Below are 20,080 nucleotides of genomic sequence, written 5' to 3' on the forward strand. Positions count from 1 at the left end.
TCGGGTTCTGAGTGATGTATGGCAACTACACTTGATCACGTTAAGTGTTAGGTCAATTGATGTAATTGCTTGATGGTTTTATCAGCAATGTACAAAAATACCGGAGGTGACATGACAACAAAATCCCTTTTTTGCGCACTGCTCATATTCTTTGTCTCCACTTGCTGTCACGCCCAAACACTCACTCTTTATGCTGAAGATCTCCCGCCTTATCACTTTAAAAATGCTCAAGGAGAGGTATCAGGCGCTTTGGTCGATTTAGCACGTAGTACGCTGTCACATGCGCAACTTGAGGGACAATTCGAAATTGTCCCCATGGCTCGTGCCTACAAAGAGTTACAAACCCAACCCAACTCATTAATGTTGTCTTTGCTTAAAACACCTCAACGTAGCAAGCAGTTTTTGTGGATTGCGCAAACCTACTTTGCTGATGCCTACTTAGTCAGCCTTGCCAATAGCGATATAACCCTTGATACCTTGCAACAGGCCAAACAATTTCGCGTTAGTACCGTCCGCGGCTACTCCAGTGAGCGTTTCTTGCGTGAACAAGGGTTTAACGAGGAAGAAAACCTGGTATTGGTGGGCCGTTATCATCAGCTTTGGCAAATGCTATACAAAAAGCGCATTGATTTGGTACTGACCAATACTCTCACCTTAGAAAAAGAAATTGTGAGTACCGGCTTAGATCCCAAGCTCGTCGCCAAAAAGCTGCATCTGACCAATTTTCCTTCCGAGCTGTGGCTTGCCGCCAACCCTCAGCTAGACGCTACAACGGTGCAAAAATTAAAGGCTTCGCTCCACCACCTTAAACAAAGTGGTGTTTATCAGCAAATTCTTGCTCGCTGGAACTTATCAGCGCCTCAGTCCGACAAATAATACTCGACGCTAGTTACCACCCGAACCGTCTTTATTTGCGGTGTATTACTGTCTCTGTCGGTGATGCTGAATTGCCCCTGACGTGCTGACTTAATCTTACCTAACTTGGAATCGGAATCTTTAGCAAACTTCAGTGCCACTTCACGCGCCTTTTGGGTCGCCTCCTGCACCATTTGAGGTTTAATATCATTCAAACCGGTAAACATATACTCAATACGATTTTGGTAATCATCTTGAGTGATAGCAACACCTTGTTTAGCAAGCGTGTTCAGTTTTCCAAGCGCTTGTTTTACCTTACCAGGGTGGTGACTAAAAACAGTAACACCAGATTTAGCGATATAGCGAAAACCCCGCTCATTCTGACCATACTCTTGTGCAAACTTATCTACAATCGAAGGCGTTGCTAAGCTCATCTCTTGTTCATTAAAACCGTGTAAAGTTAAAAATGCTCGAATTGCAGCATCTTTTTCTTCTATCCTCGCCACCAGCGTTTCTAAATCGTTGTCAGCATCTTTATAAAATACCGGCCAAATCACCGTATCAGCTGTCACCTCTTGCTCAGCTAATCCTTTTACCTGTACGGTACGCTCCATTGCTTTAATATCCTGTAAAGACTGAGCAATAAGCCAAGTACTAAATACTATGCCAACAGCCAATACACCCGCAGCACCCAAGTGTTTACTAAATGCTTCTTTCACGGTTTGTTACTCCGAAATATAGTTGTTAGATCAAGGTCTCGTTGAATATGACTCGATCAATCATCAAAAACTGATTACAGTGATAACATAAATCATTGTTTTCATCAGCCAAATTACTATTTTAAAACTCGGCACCTGAACAACTCATGTACCAGTGTAATTTGGCCAGCACTGATGTCATGTCAGTAGAGAAGACTCAAAACAGGAAGGTAAATGAGCGTAAAACAAATAGGACAATTCTTAAACCCTCGCTCTGTGGCTGTCATTGGCGCTTCTAATACTCCTGGACGCGCAGGCTATGTGGTCATGAGAAACCTTCTGCAGGGTGGTTTTAATGGTCCTATTATGCCTGTTAGCCCAAAGCATAAAGCAGTCCATGGCGTGTTAGCTTATGCCAACATTGCTGCCTTACCACAAACCCCAGAGTTAGCAGTTATATGTACCAACAAAAACACCTTAGAGCTGCTGATTGAGCAACTTGGCAGTATTGGCTGTCACAACGTCATCATCATCGCCGCAGGTTTGAGTAACGCACAAAAAGTAGCTTTAAGAAATGTAACACAAAAACATAATATTCAACTACTTGGTCCGAATTGTCTGGGTCTATTAGTTCCCCATATCGGCCTTAACGCCAGCTTTTCTCATACCGTTGCCGACCCCGGTAAATTGGCATTTATTTCACAGTCGGCCGCGGTTTGCTCAACCATTTTAGATTGGGCCCAAAGCAAGAAAATTGGTTTTTCTTATTTTGTCTCTGTTGGTGATTGCCTCGGTATTGATTTTGATGAGTTGCTTGATTTTCTTGGTCGTGATGCAAAAACCAAAGCCATTTTACTGTATATCGACAATATTGACGATGTGAGGCGATTCATTTCGGCCGCCAGAGCCGCAGCATTTAGTAAACCTGTAATTGTCATCAAAACGGGCAAGACCCACGCAGGTGCTGAGGCAGCATATATTCATACAGGTGGGCGAACGTCTGACGACTCCGTCTACGATGCGATGTTCCAACGTGCCGGTATGCTCAGAGTGAGTGATCTCAGAGAGTTGTTTGCGGCAACACAAACCCTTGCTCTGCATCCTAAGTTGCTACAAGTAGAACAGCTCACCATACTCACTAATGGCGGAGGTCCGGGGATCATGGCAGTAGATACCCTGTTGCAACGCTCCGGTAAGCTGACACAATTAGATGATGCAACTCGCGCAGCTCTCAATGCAGTGATCCCGCAATCCAATATGACCACCAATCCTATTGACTTGTTTGGTGACTCATCTCCAATGCGTTATCAAAAAGCATTGGAGATTTTACTCAAGGCTCCCGAGGTTAAGAATTTACTGATTATTCATACCCCCTCTGCGCTGGCACCAAGCGAAGAATACGCAAGAATAATTGCCAGCACGTTACAAACAATCCCTAAAATGGCACGACCATTTGTCATGACGAACTTTATGGGGGAACGTGCAGCCTATGCAGCTCGAGACATTTGTGCCGACCACGATATTCCTACTTATCGCACCCCCGAAGGCGCAGTGGGTGCCTTTATGCATTTGGTTAGTTATCGACGAAATCAAAAGCACCTGACGCAAACACCCGAGTCAGGCAGTGATAATAGCCAAATTAATAGTAAGGCAGCAAAAAAGACTATTCAAATGCTGCTCAAAGAAGGACACTCGCGGCTCTCGACGCATCAGGCAAGCCAAGTACTGTCTCAATACAATATTGAGTGTATAGATACACGCGTGGCTATGACCCCAACTGAAGCGAAGGAACAAGCTATTGAGCTTGGTTTTCCCGTAGCACTCAAATTGATAAGCCCCTCTATCGCATCCAAATCCGAAGTCGGTGGCGTGGTACTCAATTTGAACGATAGTCATGAAGTTGAGCAAACCGCATTTGCCATGCTACTTAGGATAAAAAAGGCGTATCCAGATGCCATTATTGAAGGCTTTTCTTTGCAAAAAATGGCACCAAGAGCAGGTGCGCAAGAACTGCGTATTGCGGTTAAAACAGAGCCAAATTTTGGCCCCGTTATCTTACTTGGCGAAGCTGGTACAGGGTTAGAGTTTTCTCAAGCGGCTGTGGCATTTCCTCCTTTAAATATGAATCTCGCTAAGTACCTGATAGCTGCGGCCCATGACAAAGGAGCACTTAAAGAACGAGCACTACCTGACAAAGTCGACAAATACAGGCTGTGCGATTTACTCACGCGCATTTCACAGTTGATCATTGATCAGAGCGACATTGATAGTATTGAGTTGAATCCGATCTTGGCAAGCAAAGGCCAATTTCTGGTATTGGATGCCAACCTCACCCTCTCCCCCTACCAGCCCAAGGCGGGTAAAAAACGGCTAGTAATAAGACCTTATCCAAAAGATCTGGTTAAAGGCGTGACTTTAAAAAATGGTGAAACAGCCATTTTGAGACCCATTAAACCAGAAGATGAGCGTGCACATCAGGAGTTTGATCAATCGCTGACAAAAGAAGATAGATACCGGCGCTTCTTTGGGGAGCTCCCACAGTTTAATCATGAGCAACTAGCTAAAATGACGCAAATAGATTACGACCGAGAAATGGCGTTTATCGTCACCCAATCCTATAAAAGTAGCTACCGGACGCTTGGCGTGTCACGCATACTGATAGAGCCAGACAACAGCAGCGCAGAGTTTGCAGTAGTGGTGCGTTCGCAATCGAAAGGGTTAGGGTTAGGTCGCATTCTTATGAGTGCTATTATCGATTATGCAGCAAAACAAGGGATAAAAACACTCAGCGGAATTACCCTGCCCGAAAACAGCGGTATGATTGAGTTATCCAGAAAACTCGGTTTCACCATTTCCCGTGACTTTGAAGAAGGGACCGTCAACATGCAACTAATACTAAATTAATTATGCTAACTACTTATCGTGAAAAAACAGCCGCTTTATTAGAAGGAAGTGGGCGCTACTACAAAGCAGGACGCTATTTGGATATCTTTTTGATCACCCTAATCATGGTCAACGTTATCGCTATCGTACTTGAGTCAGTTCCTAGTTTAGCCAAGCAGTATCAAGACTTCTTTTTAGAGCTCGAATTGGTCTCCGTGGCAATATTCTCCATTGAGTATTTGCTTCGCCTTTGGTGTAGTGTAGACAAAATTGAATACAAAAATCTATCATCTAGTAATCTAAAAAAGCGTATTAAATACTTCTTTTCTCCGCTGGCAATCATAGACTTACTCGCTATCTTACCCACCTTGCTGATGGTGTTTATCACATTTGATTTGCGCTTCCTCAGAGTGATTAGATTACTTCGTATCTTTAAACTCACTCGCTACTCTCGAGCAATGCAGTTGTTACTTGCTGCTTTTAAAGAAGAAGGCAGTAGTTTGTTGGCCGCTTTTTTTATCATGTCTGTGGTATTGATCATGGCTTCATGCGGTATCTACTTACTCGAACATGATATACAGCCCGATAAATTTGGCTCAATTCCACAGTCCATGTGGTGGGCGATGGCAACCTTAACTACCGTCGGATACGGTGATGTGGTTCCCGTGACCGCGGCCGGTCGATTTTTTGGTGGAGTGATAACGTTGCTTAGTATGGGTATGGTTGCTATACCCACGGGCTTACTGGCGTCAAGTTTTGCCGACCAACTAAGAAAACGCAGAGATGCATTTAATGAGGCAGTGTTGCACAGCCTCATTGACGGTGAGATTGACCCAAGTGAAAAAGAACACCTTGAAATGTTGCGCATCGAACTGGGTCTAAGTCATGCCGAGGCCAATCAAGCCATCAAAATTATGACCTCGCAACGTGTTCACGCGTTGTATTGCAAACACTGTGGCAATAAACTGTAAACTAAATTTACTGCTCGTTGATGCAAGTGAGTAGACAAGTCACCTGCATCTACGAAAATTAAAATACTGGTTGCCAGGTTTTTTCCAGTAAAGCAGCAATTTGTTCACCGGATTGAACATCGCTAAATAGCGGACCTTGAAAATGGTCACAGCCTAACATTCTTAAGAAGCGTAATTGCTCCTGTGTTGATATGCCATCAGCAATACATTGCATTCCCAAACTATGAGCCAGCGATAAACTTGCATGAATTATCACTTCATGTTCATTATCAATACCAATATCACTGACAAAACTATGATCGATTTTTAACACGTCGACAGGGAATTGCTTAAGGTAAGTTAAAGAGGCATATCCCGTACCAAAATCATCCATAAACAATCTACAACCTAGCGCTTTTAATTGGTACATCACATCAATAACATGACGGATATCGCTCATCATTACCGACTCTGTGATTTCAAACGCGACATATCTCCCCTGCATGCCAGTACGTTGAAGAATAACTTTTATCTGCTCTACCAACTGCGTACTTTGAAAGTCTAGCGCTGATAAATTGAGTGAAATGTACAATTCTGAGTTATAAATATGCCACTGTTTTAATTCAAAAAGTGCACGTTCAAGCGTTTGCAACGTAATCAAAGTGGATAGCCCTGTTTGAGCAACATTGGCAATGACACCATCACCATCACAACCCACAATTTTCGGCCAATTTACTGTAGTCTCAAAACCATCTATTGTTTTGCTAGTACCATTAATTATTGGCTGATATAGGTTAGAAAACTCACCATCATCTAACGCCTGACGTAGGTCTTTTTCTAACACGAACGTACGCTGCACCTGTTGATTCATTTCTTGTTTAAAGAAGTACACCCCCGCGCCACTTTGCTGTACCGCATGACTGAGCGCCAGTTTGGCGTTTTGACATAAGGCAAATGCTTCGTTACCGTCTTCTGGTCCACAAGCAACTCCAATACAAACATCAAGTGACAGCTCATATCCTGAAACATTAATTGGCTTTTCAAACCGTTGAATAAGCTCACTAATACATCGCGTTGCTTCAGATATTTCTCTTACTTGTTCCAGCAGAACATAAAACTCCTGACCTGCTTCTACTCCAATGCTATCTTGCTCTCTAAAGCACTGCCTTAAAATGCTCACTAAATGACGCATAACATTTGCATACTGCTCTGCTGGCAATGATTCCTGATAACGTTTGAGGCGCCTAAAACGCAACGCAACAATGACGACAGGGCTTTGTTGTTGCATCTGTGACAACGCGTGTTGCACTCTATCGATAAACAATACTTTATTAGGAAGCTGAGTCACCACATCATAGTTTGCTAGCTGATAAAGTTCTTGCTCCGTTCGCTTTTGTGACGATATATCTGTCATGACAACAACGTAGTTTGCTAATTCACCATGGGCGTCAGCAACAGCACTTACTTTTATCAATACGTAACACACCTCTCCGCCTGGCTGGGTCAACTGTTCTTCAGAGCTATAATGCTCACCCGGCTTAAGTTGTGTCATAGCTCGCAAATAACGCATCCTAACTTGCCTGCTCAAACCAAGACTCAGTTTAGTACTTGAATCAGGCTCGGCTTCAATATCGAATGCCTGTTGCAGTGCGGTATTACATGCTTGAATTCGCAAATTTTTATCTAAGATAAACACCCAATCGCGTGTCTGTTCAAAAGCAGCGCCAAACAAACGAGCCCGCTCTTCGAAAATTCGCTCTCTGGTTAAGTTGGTATAGGTGCCAGTAACACGCTCTGGGATCCCTTCTTGCCAAGCCATTACCTTGCCGTAATCTTTATACCAACGCCAATGCCCTTGTTTATGTGCTAAACGATAGGTGCAATTAAAAGTTCCCTTGTTAGTCGAAACAAACTCCAGCCATTCAATTCGAAACAGTGCCCTGTCGTTAGGATGCATAATGTTAAGGTATTCATCTAGGGTCACATTGTCATGAGGGTAGTCCAGCTCGGTGGTCAACCTTGGCTGGTAAATTAGATGGTTATCAAGTTGCCAATCCCATACACCAGAACCACTACTTTCTAAAGCCAATTTAAGTCTGGCTTCACTGTTTTGGGTTTCTTTGTGTGCTGCGATGATCATTTGTTCTACTTTGTTTTTCCGATACATCCACAAACTAAAAGAACACAAAGCGAATAGAATATAGGCGGCCAATGCATAAGGTGAACGCCACATCGGATAGCGCACCTTAATATTTAATTTTGCAGGCTCTGTATAGTCCCCTGTATATGGATCCTTTGCCCACACCTTCAGCTGATAGTTACCAGGATTAAGCTTTGGAAACACAACACGGTTGTTACTACGCGTCAAAGTCTTTTGACCACCTGATATCTGATATTCGTACACAACACGGTCTTGATAATTGAATACCATGGCAGAGAAAGCGACTTCTAAACCGATGTCATCATGGTTGAGCACCAACTCATCAATCGCTTTAAGACCATTTTGCTGCAATTTCCTCGACATCAATTCTACCGAAGTGATGTTCACCCGAGATAATAATGGTTTTTTAGGCCTTACAACGGCAGGGTCAAACCAAGTGAACCCTTTTAGTGAACCATAAACGATGGTGCCGTCTTCAAGTTGCTCTGACGCATTCCAGTTGAATTCATTGGTGAATAAACCATCGTCAGTTGCAAACTGCTGCATATGAAGGTTATCAGGGTCCAACCGCCATATTCCTTTATGAGATGACATCCAAATAACACCCACCTGATCCTGACGCATTTCATACATAGGGGTGTCGAGCTTCAACTTTCTTAAATCTATAGTATGCACAACTTCATAGTCATCAAGCGTCAAACCTATTAGCCCCATATTGGACATAGCTAGCCACAAAATGTTGTTCTTATCTATAGTGTACGTAAGCAAATTATCCGGTGAGTGCTCATTGGCATTTGGTGTTTCATAAATTTTTGATAATGACTGAGTCTGAGGTATATATCGATACAATATACCGCCATAGAAAAACAATGGCTGCTCAGGCTTATCTGATAATGGCGTTCGAAACCCAAATGACAAGAACGGATCTTTATTTTTCAAGTCGCCATAGAGTTTTTCTATCGTTTTTTGTTCAATGTTGTAATGAAAAAAGCCTTCCTCAGGGTGAACCAGATACATATCGCCATCTGGCAGTAATGTGACCCCAAAAACGTAATCTTCCATAATGCTTTGATGTGGGCCATCAATAACTTCTGGACGGCGGACTTCGTGGCTTAGTGGATTGAAGATAAACAATCCTCGATGGGTAACTAGCCAAAATTCATCATGATATAAATAAATCTGTAGAACAGAAAACTCGGGCATCACAGCTTCCCCGAGATAACCCTTAAGATAAGAAACAGCCTTACCCGTTTCGGGGTCGTAAGCTGTTAATCCATCATGCGTTGCCGCCCAGATATGACCATTAAAAGCCTGCAAATCCCACACGTTACTGTGTGAAAAACCTTCTCCTTGAACAGTCTGCGCATTTATATTGGTGAATACATCATTCCTTTTCGGCAAATACATCGCCCCATCCATTTTAGTGGCGACCCACAGCGAGCCCTGTTGGTCCTCAACAAAGTCAATAATACTGGTATCTGTAAGACTGTAAGCACTTTGTGCTATACGCTGATCGCGACGCAGTTTTTTCGTATCCTTGTCAAAAAACATCAACCCCTTATCAGTCCCTAGCATGATGGAGTCTGGCTTAACCGATATTTTCCATATATTAAAGTCATTCATCAGTGTTTCATACTGCCAACGGTTATCCTGATATTCGAACATTTCCTCAAGTTGAGTGATGTCAACCTGATAAAGTCCCTGTACAGCACCTATCAACAGCGTTTCTGAGTCAAGTAAGGCCAGTGATTTGGTGTAAGTTTGGAACTCATGTTGCGCAGACTCTATATGCTCAATCGCCAGTAACTTTTGTTTTACGGTGTGATATACAAACGCCCCCTTTGAACTGGCGATAAACAGGTAGTCTCCTACACTCATTAAGTCACGAACAAAGCCACCCTCTTTGTCTATCGGCAGTTGTATATCTATGGTGATCTCACCACTTCTTTCGTCCAAAACCGATACATTGTCACCACGGGCAAGCCATAACTCATGTTCGCTCTTTGACAACATATCATTGACCCCAAACTGCACAAACTCTTGCTCGTTTCGTGGGCCATTCATATATTTACGATAGATATCTTTTTCGGGGTCGTAGGAGTAAAGTCCCGATGCTCTAGAGGTGATCCAAATTATGCCTTGAGGGTCTTGATAAATTCTATCTATGATGGCTTCATCTAAAATGCCACCCGGCCCTTTGACCTTGAGTACTTGATAGCCGTCATAGCGATTTAGCCCCCCCTCTGTTGATAACCACAAAAAGCCTTTATTATCAAACATTAAGGTATTAACGTAACTTTGTGACAACCCCTCAGCTGGCGATAAACGTTTCACTTGCGACGCATCACCTAAATTGGCAAAACAAAGTAAAACGACTGAGAGAAATAGAATTATGGGCTGGAAAAAGTTTGGCATAAGAGCGATAGATTACATTACTTGGACAAACACATTGCCACAATATCACGCTTTTGCGCAACATAACTGTTAAAATATGGCTGCAATTTCAAAGGCAATGTACACTCCACAAACCCCAGTCGCTGATAAAAACCGAGCAAATGACGATAAGCAAAAGTGTAGAGCGTGCTATTTTGATACGCAATCACCTGAGCAAGTAATGTACAGGCAACCCCTTGATTGCGGTACTCTTCAGATACAAGTACAGATGACAAAAACAACTCACCTTCTTTGTGTTGGACACGACATGCCGCTATGATTTCTGGAGCTTTGACAACCCAGTTTTGATCTTGCTTTATTGCCCTCCCTCGCCCTTTGTGACGTTGATAAAACTTATTGATCAAAGGTGTTGCAAGTGGGTCAAGTAAAGAAATTTGCATCTTAACCTGCGAGCATGATGCTCAAGTAATATTCAAAACGCTGTTTGAGTGTAGCCTGCTCCGAGCTTGGACGGCTGTTGATAGTTTCATATACAGATTCGCGGGTATTTTTACCACGTTTGATTTGGTACGCCCAAAACGAGGCTTCATAATCCAACTGGATTTGATATTTTTCTTGTCTGGGCAAATTGCAAAGGTTGTAACTCATAACTATCACAATCAAAATTAAAGTAGTGCGAGTATACCATAGGTTTTGCTTCTCTAACTCGCTTTAGGGAACAATTAAAAATCTAGAGATTGTTGGTCATTTTGCGACGAATTTTGCGCATCCTGATGTTTTTTGCTAGCAAGGTAACGTTTGTAGCGCTGCTTACATAGCGCAATAACCCTTTTTTTTTGTGCATCACTGAAATTATTCCAGGCAAACCGCTCCTCTCTACTGCGATAACAACCCTTGCAGTAACCTCGGTTATTGACTTGGCAGATCCCCTTACATGGGCTAGGGATCTCAAAAATTTCAATCTGTTCCATAATGTCCACATCACCTTATTACTTTCAGTATAACGCGATTTGGTGGACAAATAGCAAACAAAAAAACCACTACAAAAAAGCGAGTGGTTTTTATTATTTACAACTGAGCTTGGCTATTTAGTTAGGAGGCTAACTTACGCTTAAATGGCTCCGCATACATAGCCAATACTTGAGCTTTTAACTCTTCGGGTACCAACTCTAGACGCTGCAAGAAATCCTGCTGCTCTTTTGAGCTTATTTTCTCATCTTCTCCCGCTGCGATATAGTTGCTTGGATGTAGATAATAGTGACCCAATATTTGCTGGTCGATACTGTGGGCTAACTCATCAGGCGTTTCACACCCTGTGACAATAGGTTCACCAAACGCAATATGAACATGGCCCTTATCAGAGCGAATGCCTTCCAAAATACTCTCGATATCCTCACCTTGAGCCTTAACGTAAGCACCAAACTCGCGCTTATGAACCAACTCTTTGGCTTTGGCAATGGCGCAAGGCTCGTACTGGTAGGAAATAGACACAGGCACGATTTTTAATGTACGAACGTACTCATCAAACGGCAGCTTTAACTTGCGCCCTTGTAATTGCAGCATTTTAAGCAGGGCTGGATCGGTCTGATCAATACCATCTTTAGCTCGGCCTTCTTTTTGCGCAATCCAAATTGAATGCCCTGATTGCAAAGAATCATAAATATAATTGGAAAGTTGACTGAGTGCCTTCAGCATTTCTTTTGGTGCTTTAGCCGAGCGCTTTACAATAAAGCTTTTATTTAATCGCATTAACTCCGTGATATAAGGCACTTGTAACAGATTATCACCAATAGCTATGCGTACCGTATTCATTTTGTGTTGATGTAATCCCCAGTTCATTAATGCTGGGTCTAGTACGATATCTCTGTGATTAGATATAAACAGGTAGGCTGCGTTTCTATCGAGCTTATCCAGACCAGAGTAAGTTACCTTAGAAGTTGTATTTTTTATTAAAAGCTCCAGGTAGTGTGCCACTTCCTGTTGCACTTGCTCAACGCTGGTAAAGCGCCCCCACTTGCCACGTAACCGCGCGCGAACGAGTGGACGAGACAAGGTAGACCAATGACTTAACCAGCGAGGTAAATTGTACTTTGCAATGACATCAATAAAGTCGTCATCTGCCAATAAACGCGCTAATGCAGCTGGTACTTCATCATCGTTATAAGGTCTTATTTGTGCGTACGTATCCACTAAACTACTCATTTATTCAAGGATTAAACCGAAAAACGCAGTATTTTATCGTGCTTCACTGCAGGAAGCTAAGATTATCAAGTCTGACCACCTTTGCAAGTCTGTAAATAGTTATTTTTCTGCAACTTTCTTTCGTATATCTATAAGCATCAGCCTGAACATCAATGCCAGTAAAACTAGTCCAGTCAATAACGTAAACCACTGTGGTAATACTTCATGTTGTATTTGCATCATAGGCTCAACGGTAAAACCATAACTCTCTACAAGAAAGTCGGTCAAAAACCCGAAGATAATTGCGACACCAATGACCCCACCTAAATAAGCAATCACAGCGCGTTTGCCTAATTCTTTCCCTACCACCCCAAGAGTTGCAATATTAGTGGCAGGTCCCGCGAGCATAAAGACTAAGACCGCACCGGGAGAAACTCCTGCCATTAACAATCCAGCAGCAATAGGTGTAGATGCAGTCGCACAAATATACATAGGAATACTAATCAAGATCACGACCATCATGGCGATGATCCCGCTTCCCCACTGACTCAAAAAAGAGTCTGGTACATAGGTTTGTACCACCGCGGCAAAAAACAGTCCGACCATCAGCCAGACCATAGTGTCTGATAGTAGTTTGTTACAACTAAACTTAGTCGCTCGCCACATTTTGCTTGTGAATGACTCTTGCGGTGTAACTTCTGCATCACAACAGCTTTGCTGTGCGACTGTACCTTTGGTATCACAACACGCCATTTGTTGAGGAGCCTTTTTTTGCTCTGTTGCACAACAGCTAGTCTGCGTCAAAGTCTGGGGTTTTTCACTAGCGCAGCAACTTGATGTCTCAACAGTTGGTTTGCTATCACAGCAGTCTGGCTTTGTATGTTCATGTACAGAGGTAACTACCAACGGTGAGGATGGTTGCGCCTTCGTATCTCTACCAACAAGTACGCCAGCTACAATCGCACTGCACACAGCAGCGATTGGTCTGATAATCGCTAAAAAAGGCCCTAGCAATACATAAGATACAGAAATTGAATCCACTCCTGTTTCTGGAGTTGATACTAAAAATGCGGTTGTAGCACTTTTTGAACCACCCGCTCTTCGCAGCCCTATCGCTGCGGGAATAACACCGCATGAACACAGTGGCATAGGCGCACCAATCAAAGCAGCCTTAATAGTGGTCCAAACACCTTCTTGGCCCAAATGTTTTTGCAAAAAGTCCTTGGCAATAAATACATTGAGCACGCCTGCCAAGAATAAGCCCAGCATCAACCACGGAGCAGATAGCAAAAACAATTGCCAAAAATTAGTTATGAGTTCCATCGACATCCTCCAACGCGGTTAAAATTGAGCAAAAATCTGCACTCTCTTGTCCACCACAACATCTGTGTGCCAGCTTAGACAATGACTTCTCGAAACACTGTAACTCAGCGATACGTGAACGTACCAGCTCTAGCTTTTGTAACGTTATTCCCTTTACTTCTTCACAGCTATGTTGATTCTTATCTACTTTAATTTGTAATAACTCGGAAGTCTCTTTTAAACTAAAGCCCACTTCTTTGGCGCGCAAAATAAATTGCATCTGCTTGAGCTGAGTCTGATCGTAAAGACGATAACCAGAATCACTGCGAGCGCTTGGCGACAGTAAGTTATTTTGTTCATAATAACGTAGCGTGTCTGTCGACACACCCAGCAATTTTGCCAATTCACCAATTTTCATTTGAGCCTCCATATTTCGTGTTACAGTATAAACCTTAGAGTTAACACCAAGGTCAAGCCTTTTTGAGAAAAGTAATGAACATAGTTATTCTTGATACACAAACCCTTGCTAATACACCTTTAGAGCCACTCGAGCGCTGCGGTCATCTTACAACTTATAACAATACCCAAGAACAAGATGTGGTTACACGTTGTCGTGACGCAGACGTTGTCATTAGTAATAAAGTGGTATTGAGTGCCAATACCTTATCTCAATTACCAAAACTAAAACTTATTTGTGTTGCTGCCACAGGCACTAACAATATCGACCTTGTCGCAGCCAAAGAGCTAAATATTGCAGTGACAAATGTTGCTGGATATTCAACGCCTTCTGTAGTTCAACATACATTTACACTGCTAGGCAATTTGTTGGGGAACGTGCATAGATATGTTCAAGACTGTCATCAAGGCCTTTGGCAAAAAAGTGATATGTTTTGCCGTTTAGACTACCCAATTAATGAAATAGCAGGTAAGCGATTTGTAATTGTTGGGTATGGTGCCTTAGGCCAAGCTGTCGCAAAAGTGGCTCAAGCTTTTGGTGCACAGATTCTCATTGCTGAACAACGTGGCAGTAAAACAGTTCGAGCCGGACGCGTTCCTTTTGAACAAGCGATAAAACAAGCCGATATCATTTCGATACACTGCCCCTTAACAAAACAAACCCGTAACCTGTTTGATGAAAAAGAATTTGCCACGCTCAAGCCAAACTGCGTACTGCTCAATACCGCGCGAGGTGGCATAGTTAACGAAGCTGCTCTGGTCAAAGCGCTTACAAAGCATCAGCTTGCTGGTGCTGCAGTTGATGTACTTTCTCAAGAGCCTGCGCAAAGTGACAACCCACTGCTCAGTTATCGTGCAAGTAACTTAATCATCACTCCGCACATTGCTTGGGCAAGTAAAGAGTCTATTGCACGTCTTGTACAAAGTATTGCAGATAATATTCAGAGTTTTAATCGTGGTGAACAACTAAATAGAGTGAACTAATTGACCAAATTATAAGGGATTTAACCATGTTAATTAGTGATATTGACGTTTTACATGCAAGAAAGAAACGCAATTAATTGATATGTATAGATTTTTAATATTGGCAATTAAATTGCTTAGATGTCAGTACATATTGTTAAGGATCAAATAAAAAATGAAAAAATTACTTTTAATCGCAGCACTTGCCACTCCTCTACTTTCTGGTTGTATCGTTGCCGTATCTGATGGTGAAGTTGAACATGGCTGGGTAAGCGAGCATAACAATTGGGAAAAAACACAGAGAAATAACCGTCAAAAGATCTCTCAGCTCAATATTGGTACCGACTATCAAAGTGTTTTAAACTCCTTCAACACCCCAGATTTCACAGAATTGGTCAAAAAAGGTAATACTGTATATCAGGTGCTGTATTTCGCAACTAACAGCAAACACTCTGATGGTAAGGTAACCAAAGACGAATGTACTCCACTGGTGTTCAAAGATGCCAAGTTAATTGGTTTTGGCGAAACGGCAATGTCAGAAATACTGTAAGTCATGTTATGAGGTGAGTGCTACTCACCTCATAAGCAACACCATACGCTCTTGATTGACATGTGCTTGCGATAAAGCACTGTTAGCGTATTGCAAGCACTTCGCGACCCCTAAAGAAAACTCTTTCTCAATTAACACGATACCTGTACTAATACTCACATGAGCACAGATTGGAGAAGACTTATGAGGAAGCAATAATTTGTCTATTGCATCATGCATCATGTATAACAAAACTTCGATTTGTTCCATCGTGTGCCCAGGCAATATCACAGCAAAACGCACTCCATCGTAGCGTGCAATAAACCCTTGATGACTATCAACCGTTTCTTTGAGGGAGCGCGCAACTTTAATCAAACACTCATCTCCAGCACCATAGCCATACATATCGTTGTAGGCCTTAAAATAGTCAATATCGACGAGCAAAACCCCCAAAGTATTACCAGCAGCACGACAAGACTGCCACTGATCCGCTAGGTGCTTATCAAATAAACGACGATTAGGTAGTTCAGTGAGCCCATCTATCGAAGCTAATTCTTCCAATAGATCGCTTTTTTGTTTTAGTACTAAATGTATTTTTACTCTGGCCCTGACGATTAAAGGGCTAAAAGGCTTGGTGATATAATCCACTGCGCCCATCTGTAACCCTTTGACTTCATCACTATAACTACTACTGGAAGAGACGATAATGACGGGGATTTTATAAGTCTCAGAGTTGTTTTTTAATCTTTGAATAAACGTCACACCTTGGGAGTCAACCAAGGAAATATCAGTAATAATTAAGTCTACTTTATGGGTAGCAATAAACTCAATCGCGTCCTCACAATTATCCTGCAAAGCCACTCGGCAATCTTCACTGAGAGTATTTTCCAGTACGACTCGGTTTAAAGGATCGCTGTCAACGATTAGGACTTGCGCATTACTGTGCATTTACTCCCCTTTATATCTCATTAATATAAACTCCCGTACCTGCTGTAAATGCACTTTCAAGGCCTTTTTCAAATCAAGTTTTTGTAGTGTACCGGCTTCTTTAATATGCAACTCAAGATGTTTTGCAGCCATAGACAAATTGCTAAAGCCAATCCCACCAGCAGCGCCTTTGATATTATGAGCCAACATCTGAAGCTGTTTATCATCATTGAGTGTATCAATTCTTTGTAAATATTCTGTACACATAGTAGCAAACTTTTCAAGCATTTTGTCTAATAAATCATCACTCCCCATCATCTGCCGCAACCCCATCTGTTGGTCAAAGAACGTACCTTCACTCGCTAGGTGTATTTGCAACGTCTCAAGTAATTTCGTCTGAGATAAAGGCTTTGTTAGGTAGTCATTCATACCCACCGACAAAGCATGCTCTTTTTCTCCTTGCGAGGAATTTGCTGTTAATGCGATGATTGGGTTACTAAAATCACGTAACTTTGTTCGCAACTCTTCTGTAGCTTGATAACCGTCAATTTCCGGCATATGAATATCCATTAAGATCAGATCTGGCTGTAACTTGGTAACGATTTCTACTAGGTTCTCGGCTGAAGTTTGTACCGCTACATTCACACTGAGCGTTTGCAACATGTTTGCTGTGATACTCAAATTAAGTTGATTGTCATCAATCACCAAACAAAGACTGCCTGAAACCAGCTTGTCGGATAATAGTTGCTGCTTACTCTGCTCATCCTCCTTGATTAAAAAGCAGCACGCACTTTGTAAGAACATGACTTTGCTCAACAGCTTTACTTGTGTCAGGGCCGTCAACTGCGCAGCACTCACTGTGTCTGGGACTAAAATATGTTTTAACGTTTTCAAGGTGCAATGGTTGGATTGCAGAATAATTTTTGCATCACTAGCACTGCTGACAACAAGGCAATCGTAATGTTGCTCAGACAACTTGGTATACGCTTCTTTAGCCTCATGAATAACATCGATATAAGGCTTATTCATGTATTCAGTGACGCCATGGTTACTACACAGCCATAGGGTATGAGTCACGCGCCTTGGCCCATCATTACGTACTTTATCTAGTGTTAACGTAAAGTAGAATTCACTCCCCTGATCAGGCTCACTAATTAACGCTATTTCACCTCCCAGTTTCGCCACCTCATGCTTTACAATGGCTAAGCCCAGCCCTATTCCCTCATGTCTCCTTGCTGGAGACTCATCTCCTTGTGTAAACGCATCGAAGAGTCGCTGCTGATCTTCTTGCTTAATACCTATACCTGTGTCTTGAATACTAAAACGAATGCTTTGTTGAGTATTAGTGTCATCCACAACCTTTAAGCTCAATGTAATCGTTCCCTCAAGGGTATATTTGACTGCATTATTCAACAGGTTCAATAGTACTTGTTTTATTTTGTTTTCATCATTTTTCAGAATCGGCCATACGCGTTCATCAACCATAAGCTCAAACTGCAACTGCTTTTGTTCACTCAGTGGCAAAATTAAGTCTTGGCAGTCTTTAATCAAGGTGGCAATACAAAATGGTGCAAAGGATAGTTCCTGATGTTGTCCCTCTACCTTCGCAAAAGATAAAATACTATTAAGCATGCCCAGTAGTTGTTCTGAGGCATGCTGAACCTGGCCCAATAAACTACTCTGTCGTTCACTGACACCTTGGTTTTTGACGATATCGATCACGCCTTGAATCACGTTTAAAGGTGTTCTGATCTCATGACTGATATTGGCAATAAACCGACTTTTGGCCAATGTTGCACGTTCTGCGTCTAATCGTGCCTGTGTCAAACTGGTAATATCTTGCAAATGTAAAACAAAGTACTTTGGTTCTTTGTTTTTATCCCAAACTAAAGAAACACTGAGTTGCAACCAGTAAAGCGGTTCTCCTTGAGATAGACTTAATTCAAGAACGTTCTTATTGTCTTTCAATAACATGCTAAGAATATGAGAAATAGCAAGGTAGCTATCAGAGTTGAAAAGGGACGACAGATGAACATTTGGTTTCAGTTCTTCACAGCTAAGATAACGTTTCGCAGCTTTATTCATCACTAACACACTTTTATCCAACGATACTAAAATCACACCATTGGGCGCATATTCCATTGCAGATTTGAAGTTTTCTTCCGAGGTTTGCAGTGCTTTCATAGCCTGTTGTTGCTCAGTTATATCTCTGGCAACTCCCAAACTACCTAGTAACCCTCGATGTGCATCTAGCAATGGACTCACCGTCAGCATATAACTCTTATGATCTAGAACTATTGTTTGTGTAATGGAGCACCGTTCATCACGCATTTGCTGTTCGAGTGTCAATAGCTCTGGGTACAGGTTCGTCACGTCAGCGAGCTCACGTCCAACCAATTGTGACTTGTCTATTCCTAAAAACTGCTCAAAAGCGCGATTGCAACCAATAAACGAGCCATCTATATTTTTGAAGTAAATTAAGTCTGGAACGCTATCTAATACTGTATTGAGCAGCGCAGCTTGTCGCTCTTTGGCTTCCAGTGAACGTGACAAGGCCCGCTTTTGTAATTGCACCTGCTCATCAAGCATTTCATTGTGCTCTTGCAGTTGCTCCAATAAGCTTTGCTTTTGCATGACAACCTGTTTGACCTTTGCAAACCAAGGCTGCCAGTCAACAGGAACCACATAGTCGAAAGTGCTCTGAGGTGCGTTATCTTGGTGGGTCAAATAGCTTACAAAATAGCTCACTGGACGAATAAAAATCCGGTTACTTAACCAACTGAGTAATATATAGGTGGCAACGACAAACAGTGATAAAAAACTAAATTCAAGTAAGGTTTCAAATAGTAAAGGTTTAATAAACTGCGTTTCATCTTGCTCGTAAACTAAATCGATTGGCGATTGGGAACGCAAACTGTAAAGCTGAACACCGTCTTGCCAAGGTTCAAATTGATTGATTTGATGCTTAGGCTTTAACTGTATCTGCTCATCACTAAGCAAGTTGCGTTTGTCTTTATTAATTAAACTGATCTGTACGTGGGCAGAGGTAATATCTTTAAGCCAAATTGCGACATCTTCACTGTCATAAACAAGCACCACATACTCCCCACGAGCACTGCCGCTTTGCTTGGCGATGCTGAAATAATGCTGACCGTTGATTGTAACACGCTGACTGGTACTAAAATTATACAAAGAGAAGTCAGGGGCTAGTGCCCCATCCAGCATTGCGCTCAGCAGGTGACTGGTGCTGGTGTCTTTTCTGCGGACAAATGCAAACTGCCCTTCTTTTACATAGCCTATAGCATCAAGTGGTGGTACTAGTGCCAATGCAGTATTAAACGCTGGCCCTAAAGCCAAAATTTGCTGCCAATTTTCAGGCACACTGAACGGCTGCTGGTCCCGTTTGCGAGCAACAATCTCGCCCGCATCGTTGTCTAATTTATGGTAATAGTTGTCGCTTTTTTGGATGGCACGCAAAATCGACTGATCATATTCATAGGCTAACGGCTGATCTAAGCTAATAAAAATATTGTCTATTACATTACTTGCTTCAGCGACTTTTTGTACAACTTGCGTATCTATGGCATCAAAGTAAGCTCGATGCTCATTAAATGAACGGTTGAGTTTAGCTTGGTATAAATGTAAACATAAAAACCCAGCCACAATAATTGATATCAACAGGCCAATGAGCGCTGCCCTTCGATACTTTTTCAGGGGAATGAATTCTTGATTATCGTCCATTGAGCCGACTGAGTTAATTGTTATTAAGCAGGAACATTAC

15 protein-coding genes are annotated in these 20,080 nt (G+C 42.2%); 5 read left to right on the plus strand and 10 right to left on the minus strand.

Features of this window, described 5'->3' with window-relative positions; all coding sequences use genetic code 11:
* The first annotated feature begins 111 nt into the window (after positions 1–111).
* Positions 112–876: a substrate-binding periplasmic protein gene (locus BIW53_RS17295; protein ID WP_070993508.1), complete on the plus strand. Its 765-nt coding sequence runs from the start codon at positions 112–114 to the stop codon at positions 874–876.
* On the opposite strand, the gene BIW53_RS17300 is transcribed toward BIW53_RS17295, so the two are convergent.
* The gene (locus BIW53_RS17300) at positions 861–1,532 is read right to left on the minus strand and encodes an SIMPL domain-containing protein (protein ID WP_415839073.1); all 672 of its coding nucleotides are present in this window, start codon (positions 1,530–1,532) and stop codon (positions 861–863) included. The two genes, BIW53_RS17295 and BIW53_RS17300, sit on opposite strands and share 16 nt — an antisense overlap.
* A 255-nt stretch (positions 1,533–1,787) precedes the next feature.
* On the opposite strand from BIW53_RS17300, the gene BIW53_RS17305 reads away from it, so the two are divergent.
* Together BIW53_RS17305 and BIW53_RS17310 are read left to right on the plus strand one after the other, a co-directional pair.
* The gene (locus BIW53_RS17305) at positions 1,788–4,457 is read left to right on the plus strand and encodes a bifunctional acetate--CoA ligase family protein/GNAT family N-acetyltransferase (protein WP_070993271.1); all 2,670 of its coding nucleotides are present in this window, start codon (positions 1,788–1,790) and stop codon (positions 4,455–4,457) included.
* A 2-nt stretch (positions 4,458–4,459) separates the two neighbouring features.
* Positions 4,460–5,407, plus strand: coding sequence for an ion transporter (locus tag BIW53_RS17310; RefSeq protein ID WP_070993272.1), 948 nt, complete (start codon positions 4,460–4,462; stop codon positions 5,405–5,407).
* Positions 5,408–5,465: 58 nt separating this feature from the next.
* Here the strand turns inward: BIW53_RS17310 and BIW53_RS17315 are convergent, their stop codons facing one another.
* The 7 genes from BIW53_RS17315 to zntR form a co-directional block, all read right to left on the minus strand.
* Entirely contained in the window at positions 5,466–9,881 is a 4,416-nt protein-coding gene (locus BIW53_RS17315) for an EAL domain-containing protein (protein ID WP_245699469.1), read from the minus strand.
* Positions 9,882–9,979: 98 nt separating this feature from the next.
* Complete coding sequence (locus BIW53_RS17320; protein ID WP_070993273.1) at positions 9,980–10,381, minus strand: GNAT family N-acetyltransferase; 402 nt, start codon at positions 10,379–10,381, stop codon at positions 9,980–9,982.
* Position 10,382: 1 nt separating this feature from the next.
* Positions 10,383–10,589 (minus strand): DUF3283 family protein, encoded by a 207-nt coding sequence (locus BIW53_RS17325; RefSeq protein WP_070993274.1) that lies wholly within the window; start codon positions 10,587–10,589, stop codon positions 10,383–10,385.
* Between the two features lie 74 nt (positions 10,590–10,663).
* A complete protein-coding gene (locus BIW53_RS17330) occupies positions 10,664–10,912 on the minus strand; it encodes a DUF1289 domain-containing protein (RefSeq protein WP_070993275.1) in 249 nt (82 codons plus the stop codon).
* A 121-nt stretch (positions 10,913–11,033) separates the two neighbouring features.
* The gene (locus BIW53_RS17335; RefSeq protein ID WP_175442160.1) at positions 11,034–12,143 is read right to left on the minus strand and encodes a 1-acyl-sn-glycerol-3-phosphate acyltransferase; all 1,110 of its coding nucleotides are present in this window, start codon (positions 12,141–12,143) and stop codon (positions 11,034–11,036) included.
* 99 nt (positions 12,144–12,242) lie between these two features.
* Positions 12,243–13,445: an SO_0444 family Cu/Zn efflux transporter gene (locus BIW53_RS17340; RefSeq protein WP_070993277.1), complete on the minus strand. Its 1,203-nt coding sequence runs from the start codon at positions 13,443–13,445 to the stop codon at positions 12,243–12,245.
* Entirely contained in the window at positions 13,429–13,842 is a 414-nt protein-coding gene (zntR, locus tag BIW53_RS17345; protein WP_070993278.1) for a Zn(2+)-responsive transcriptional regulator, read from the minus strand. The genes BIW53_RS17340 and zntR overlap by 17 nt, the downstream gene beginning before the upstream one ends.
* A gap of 74 nt (positions 13,843–13,916) precedes the next feature.
* On the opposite strand from zntR, the gene BIW53_RS17350 reads away from it, so the two are divergent.
* Positions 13,917–14,864, plus strand: a complete 948-nt coding sequence (locus BIW53_RS17350) for a D-2-hydroxyacid dehydrogenase (protein ID WP_070993279.1) — start codon at positions 13,917–13,919, stop codon at positions 14,862–14,864.
* A gap of 154 nt (positions 14,865–15,018) precedes the next feature.
* Positions 15,019–15,393, plus strand: coding sequence for a DUF3192 domain-containing protein (locus BIW53_RS17355; RefSeq protein WP_070993280.1), 375 nt, complete (start codon positions 15,019–15,021; stop codon positions 15,391–15,393).
* A 24-nt stretch (positions 15,394–15,417) separates the two neighbouring features.
* Here the strand turns inward: BIW53_RS17355 and BIW53_RS17360 are convergent, their stop codons facing one another.
* Both BIW53_RS17360 and BIW53_RS17365 read right to left on the minus strand, forming a co-directional pair.
* Positions 15,418–16,320 (minus strand): diguanylate cyclase domain-containing protein, encoded by a 903-nt coding sequence (locus BIW53_RS17360; protein ID WP_070993281.1) that lies wholly within the window; start codon positions 16,318–16,320, stop codon positions 15,418–15,420.
* Positions 16,321–20,040, minus strand: coding sequence for a hybrid sensor histidine kinase/response regulator (locus BIW53_RS17365; RefSeq protein ID WP_070993282.1), 3,720 nt, complete (start codon positions 20,038–20,040; stop codon positions 16,321–16,323).
* Positions 20,041–20,080: the final 40 nt, after the last annotated feature.

Source organism: Pseudoalteromonas byunsanensis, from assembly GCF_001854475.1.
Taxonomy (GTDB): Bacteria; Pseudomonadota; Gammaproteobacteria; order Enterobacterales; family Alteromonadaceae; genus Pseudoalteromonas; species Pseudoalteromonas byunsanensis.

Bases quoted from the DNA above. Each gene is read 5' to 3' on its own strand.
- BIW53_RS17295 (WP_070993508.1), top strand. From the start codon at position 112: ATGACAACAAAATCCCTTTTTTGCGCACTGCTCATATTCTTTGTCTCC.
- BIW53_RS17305 (WP_070993271.1), top strand. From the start codon at position 1,788: ATGAGCGTAAAACAAATAGGACAATTCTTAAACCCTCGCTCTGTGGCT.
- BIW53_RS17310 (WP_070993272.1), top strand. From the start codon at position 4,460: ATGCTAACTACTTATCGTGAAAAAACAGCCGCTTTATTAGAAGGAAGT.
- BIW53_RS17320 (WP_070993273.1), bottom strand. From the start codon at position 10,381: ATGCAAATTTCTTTACTTGACCCACTTGCAACACCTTTGATCAATAAG.
- BIW53_RS17325 (WP_070993274.1), bottom strand. From the start codon at position 10,589: ATGAGTTACAACCTTTGCAATTTGCCCAGACAAGAAAAATATCAAATC.
- BIW53_RS17330 (WP_070993275.1), bottom strand. From the start codon at position 10,912: ATGGAACAGATTGAAATTTTTGAGATCCCTAGCCCATGTAAGGGGATC.
- BIW53_RS17335 (WP_175442160.1), bottom strand. From the start codon at position 12,143: ATGAGTAGTTTAGTGGATACGTACGCACAAATAAGACCTTATAACGAT.
- BIW53_RS17340 (WP_070993277.1), bottom strand. From the start codon at position 13,445: ATGGAACTCATAACTAATTTTTGGCAATTGTTTTTGCTATCTGCTCCG.
- zntR (WP_070993278.1), bottom strand. From the start codon at position 13,842: ATGAAAATTGGTGAATTGGCAAAATTGCTGGGTGTGTCGACAGACACG.
- BIW53_RS17350 (WP_070993279.1), top strand. From the start codon at position 13,917: ATGAACATAGTTATTCTTGATACACAAACCCTTGCTAATACACCTTTA.
- BIW53_RS17355 (WP_070993280.1), top strand. From the start codon at position 15,019: ATGAAAAAATTACTTTTAATCGCAGCACTTGCCACTCCTCTACTTTCT.
- BIW53_RS17360 (WP_070993281.1), bottom strand. From the start codon at position 16,320: ATGCACAGTAATGCGCAAGTCCTAATCGTTGACAGCGATCCTTTAAAC.
- BIW53_RS17365 (WP_070993282.1), bottom strand. From the start codon at position 20,040: ATGGACGATAATCAAGAATTCATTCCCCTGAAAAAGTATCGAAGGGCA.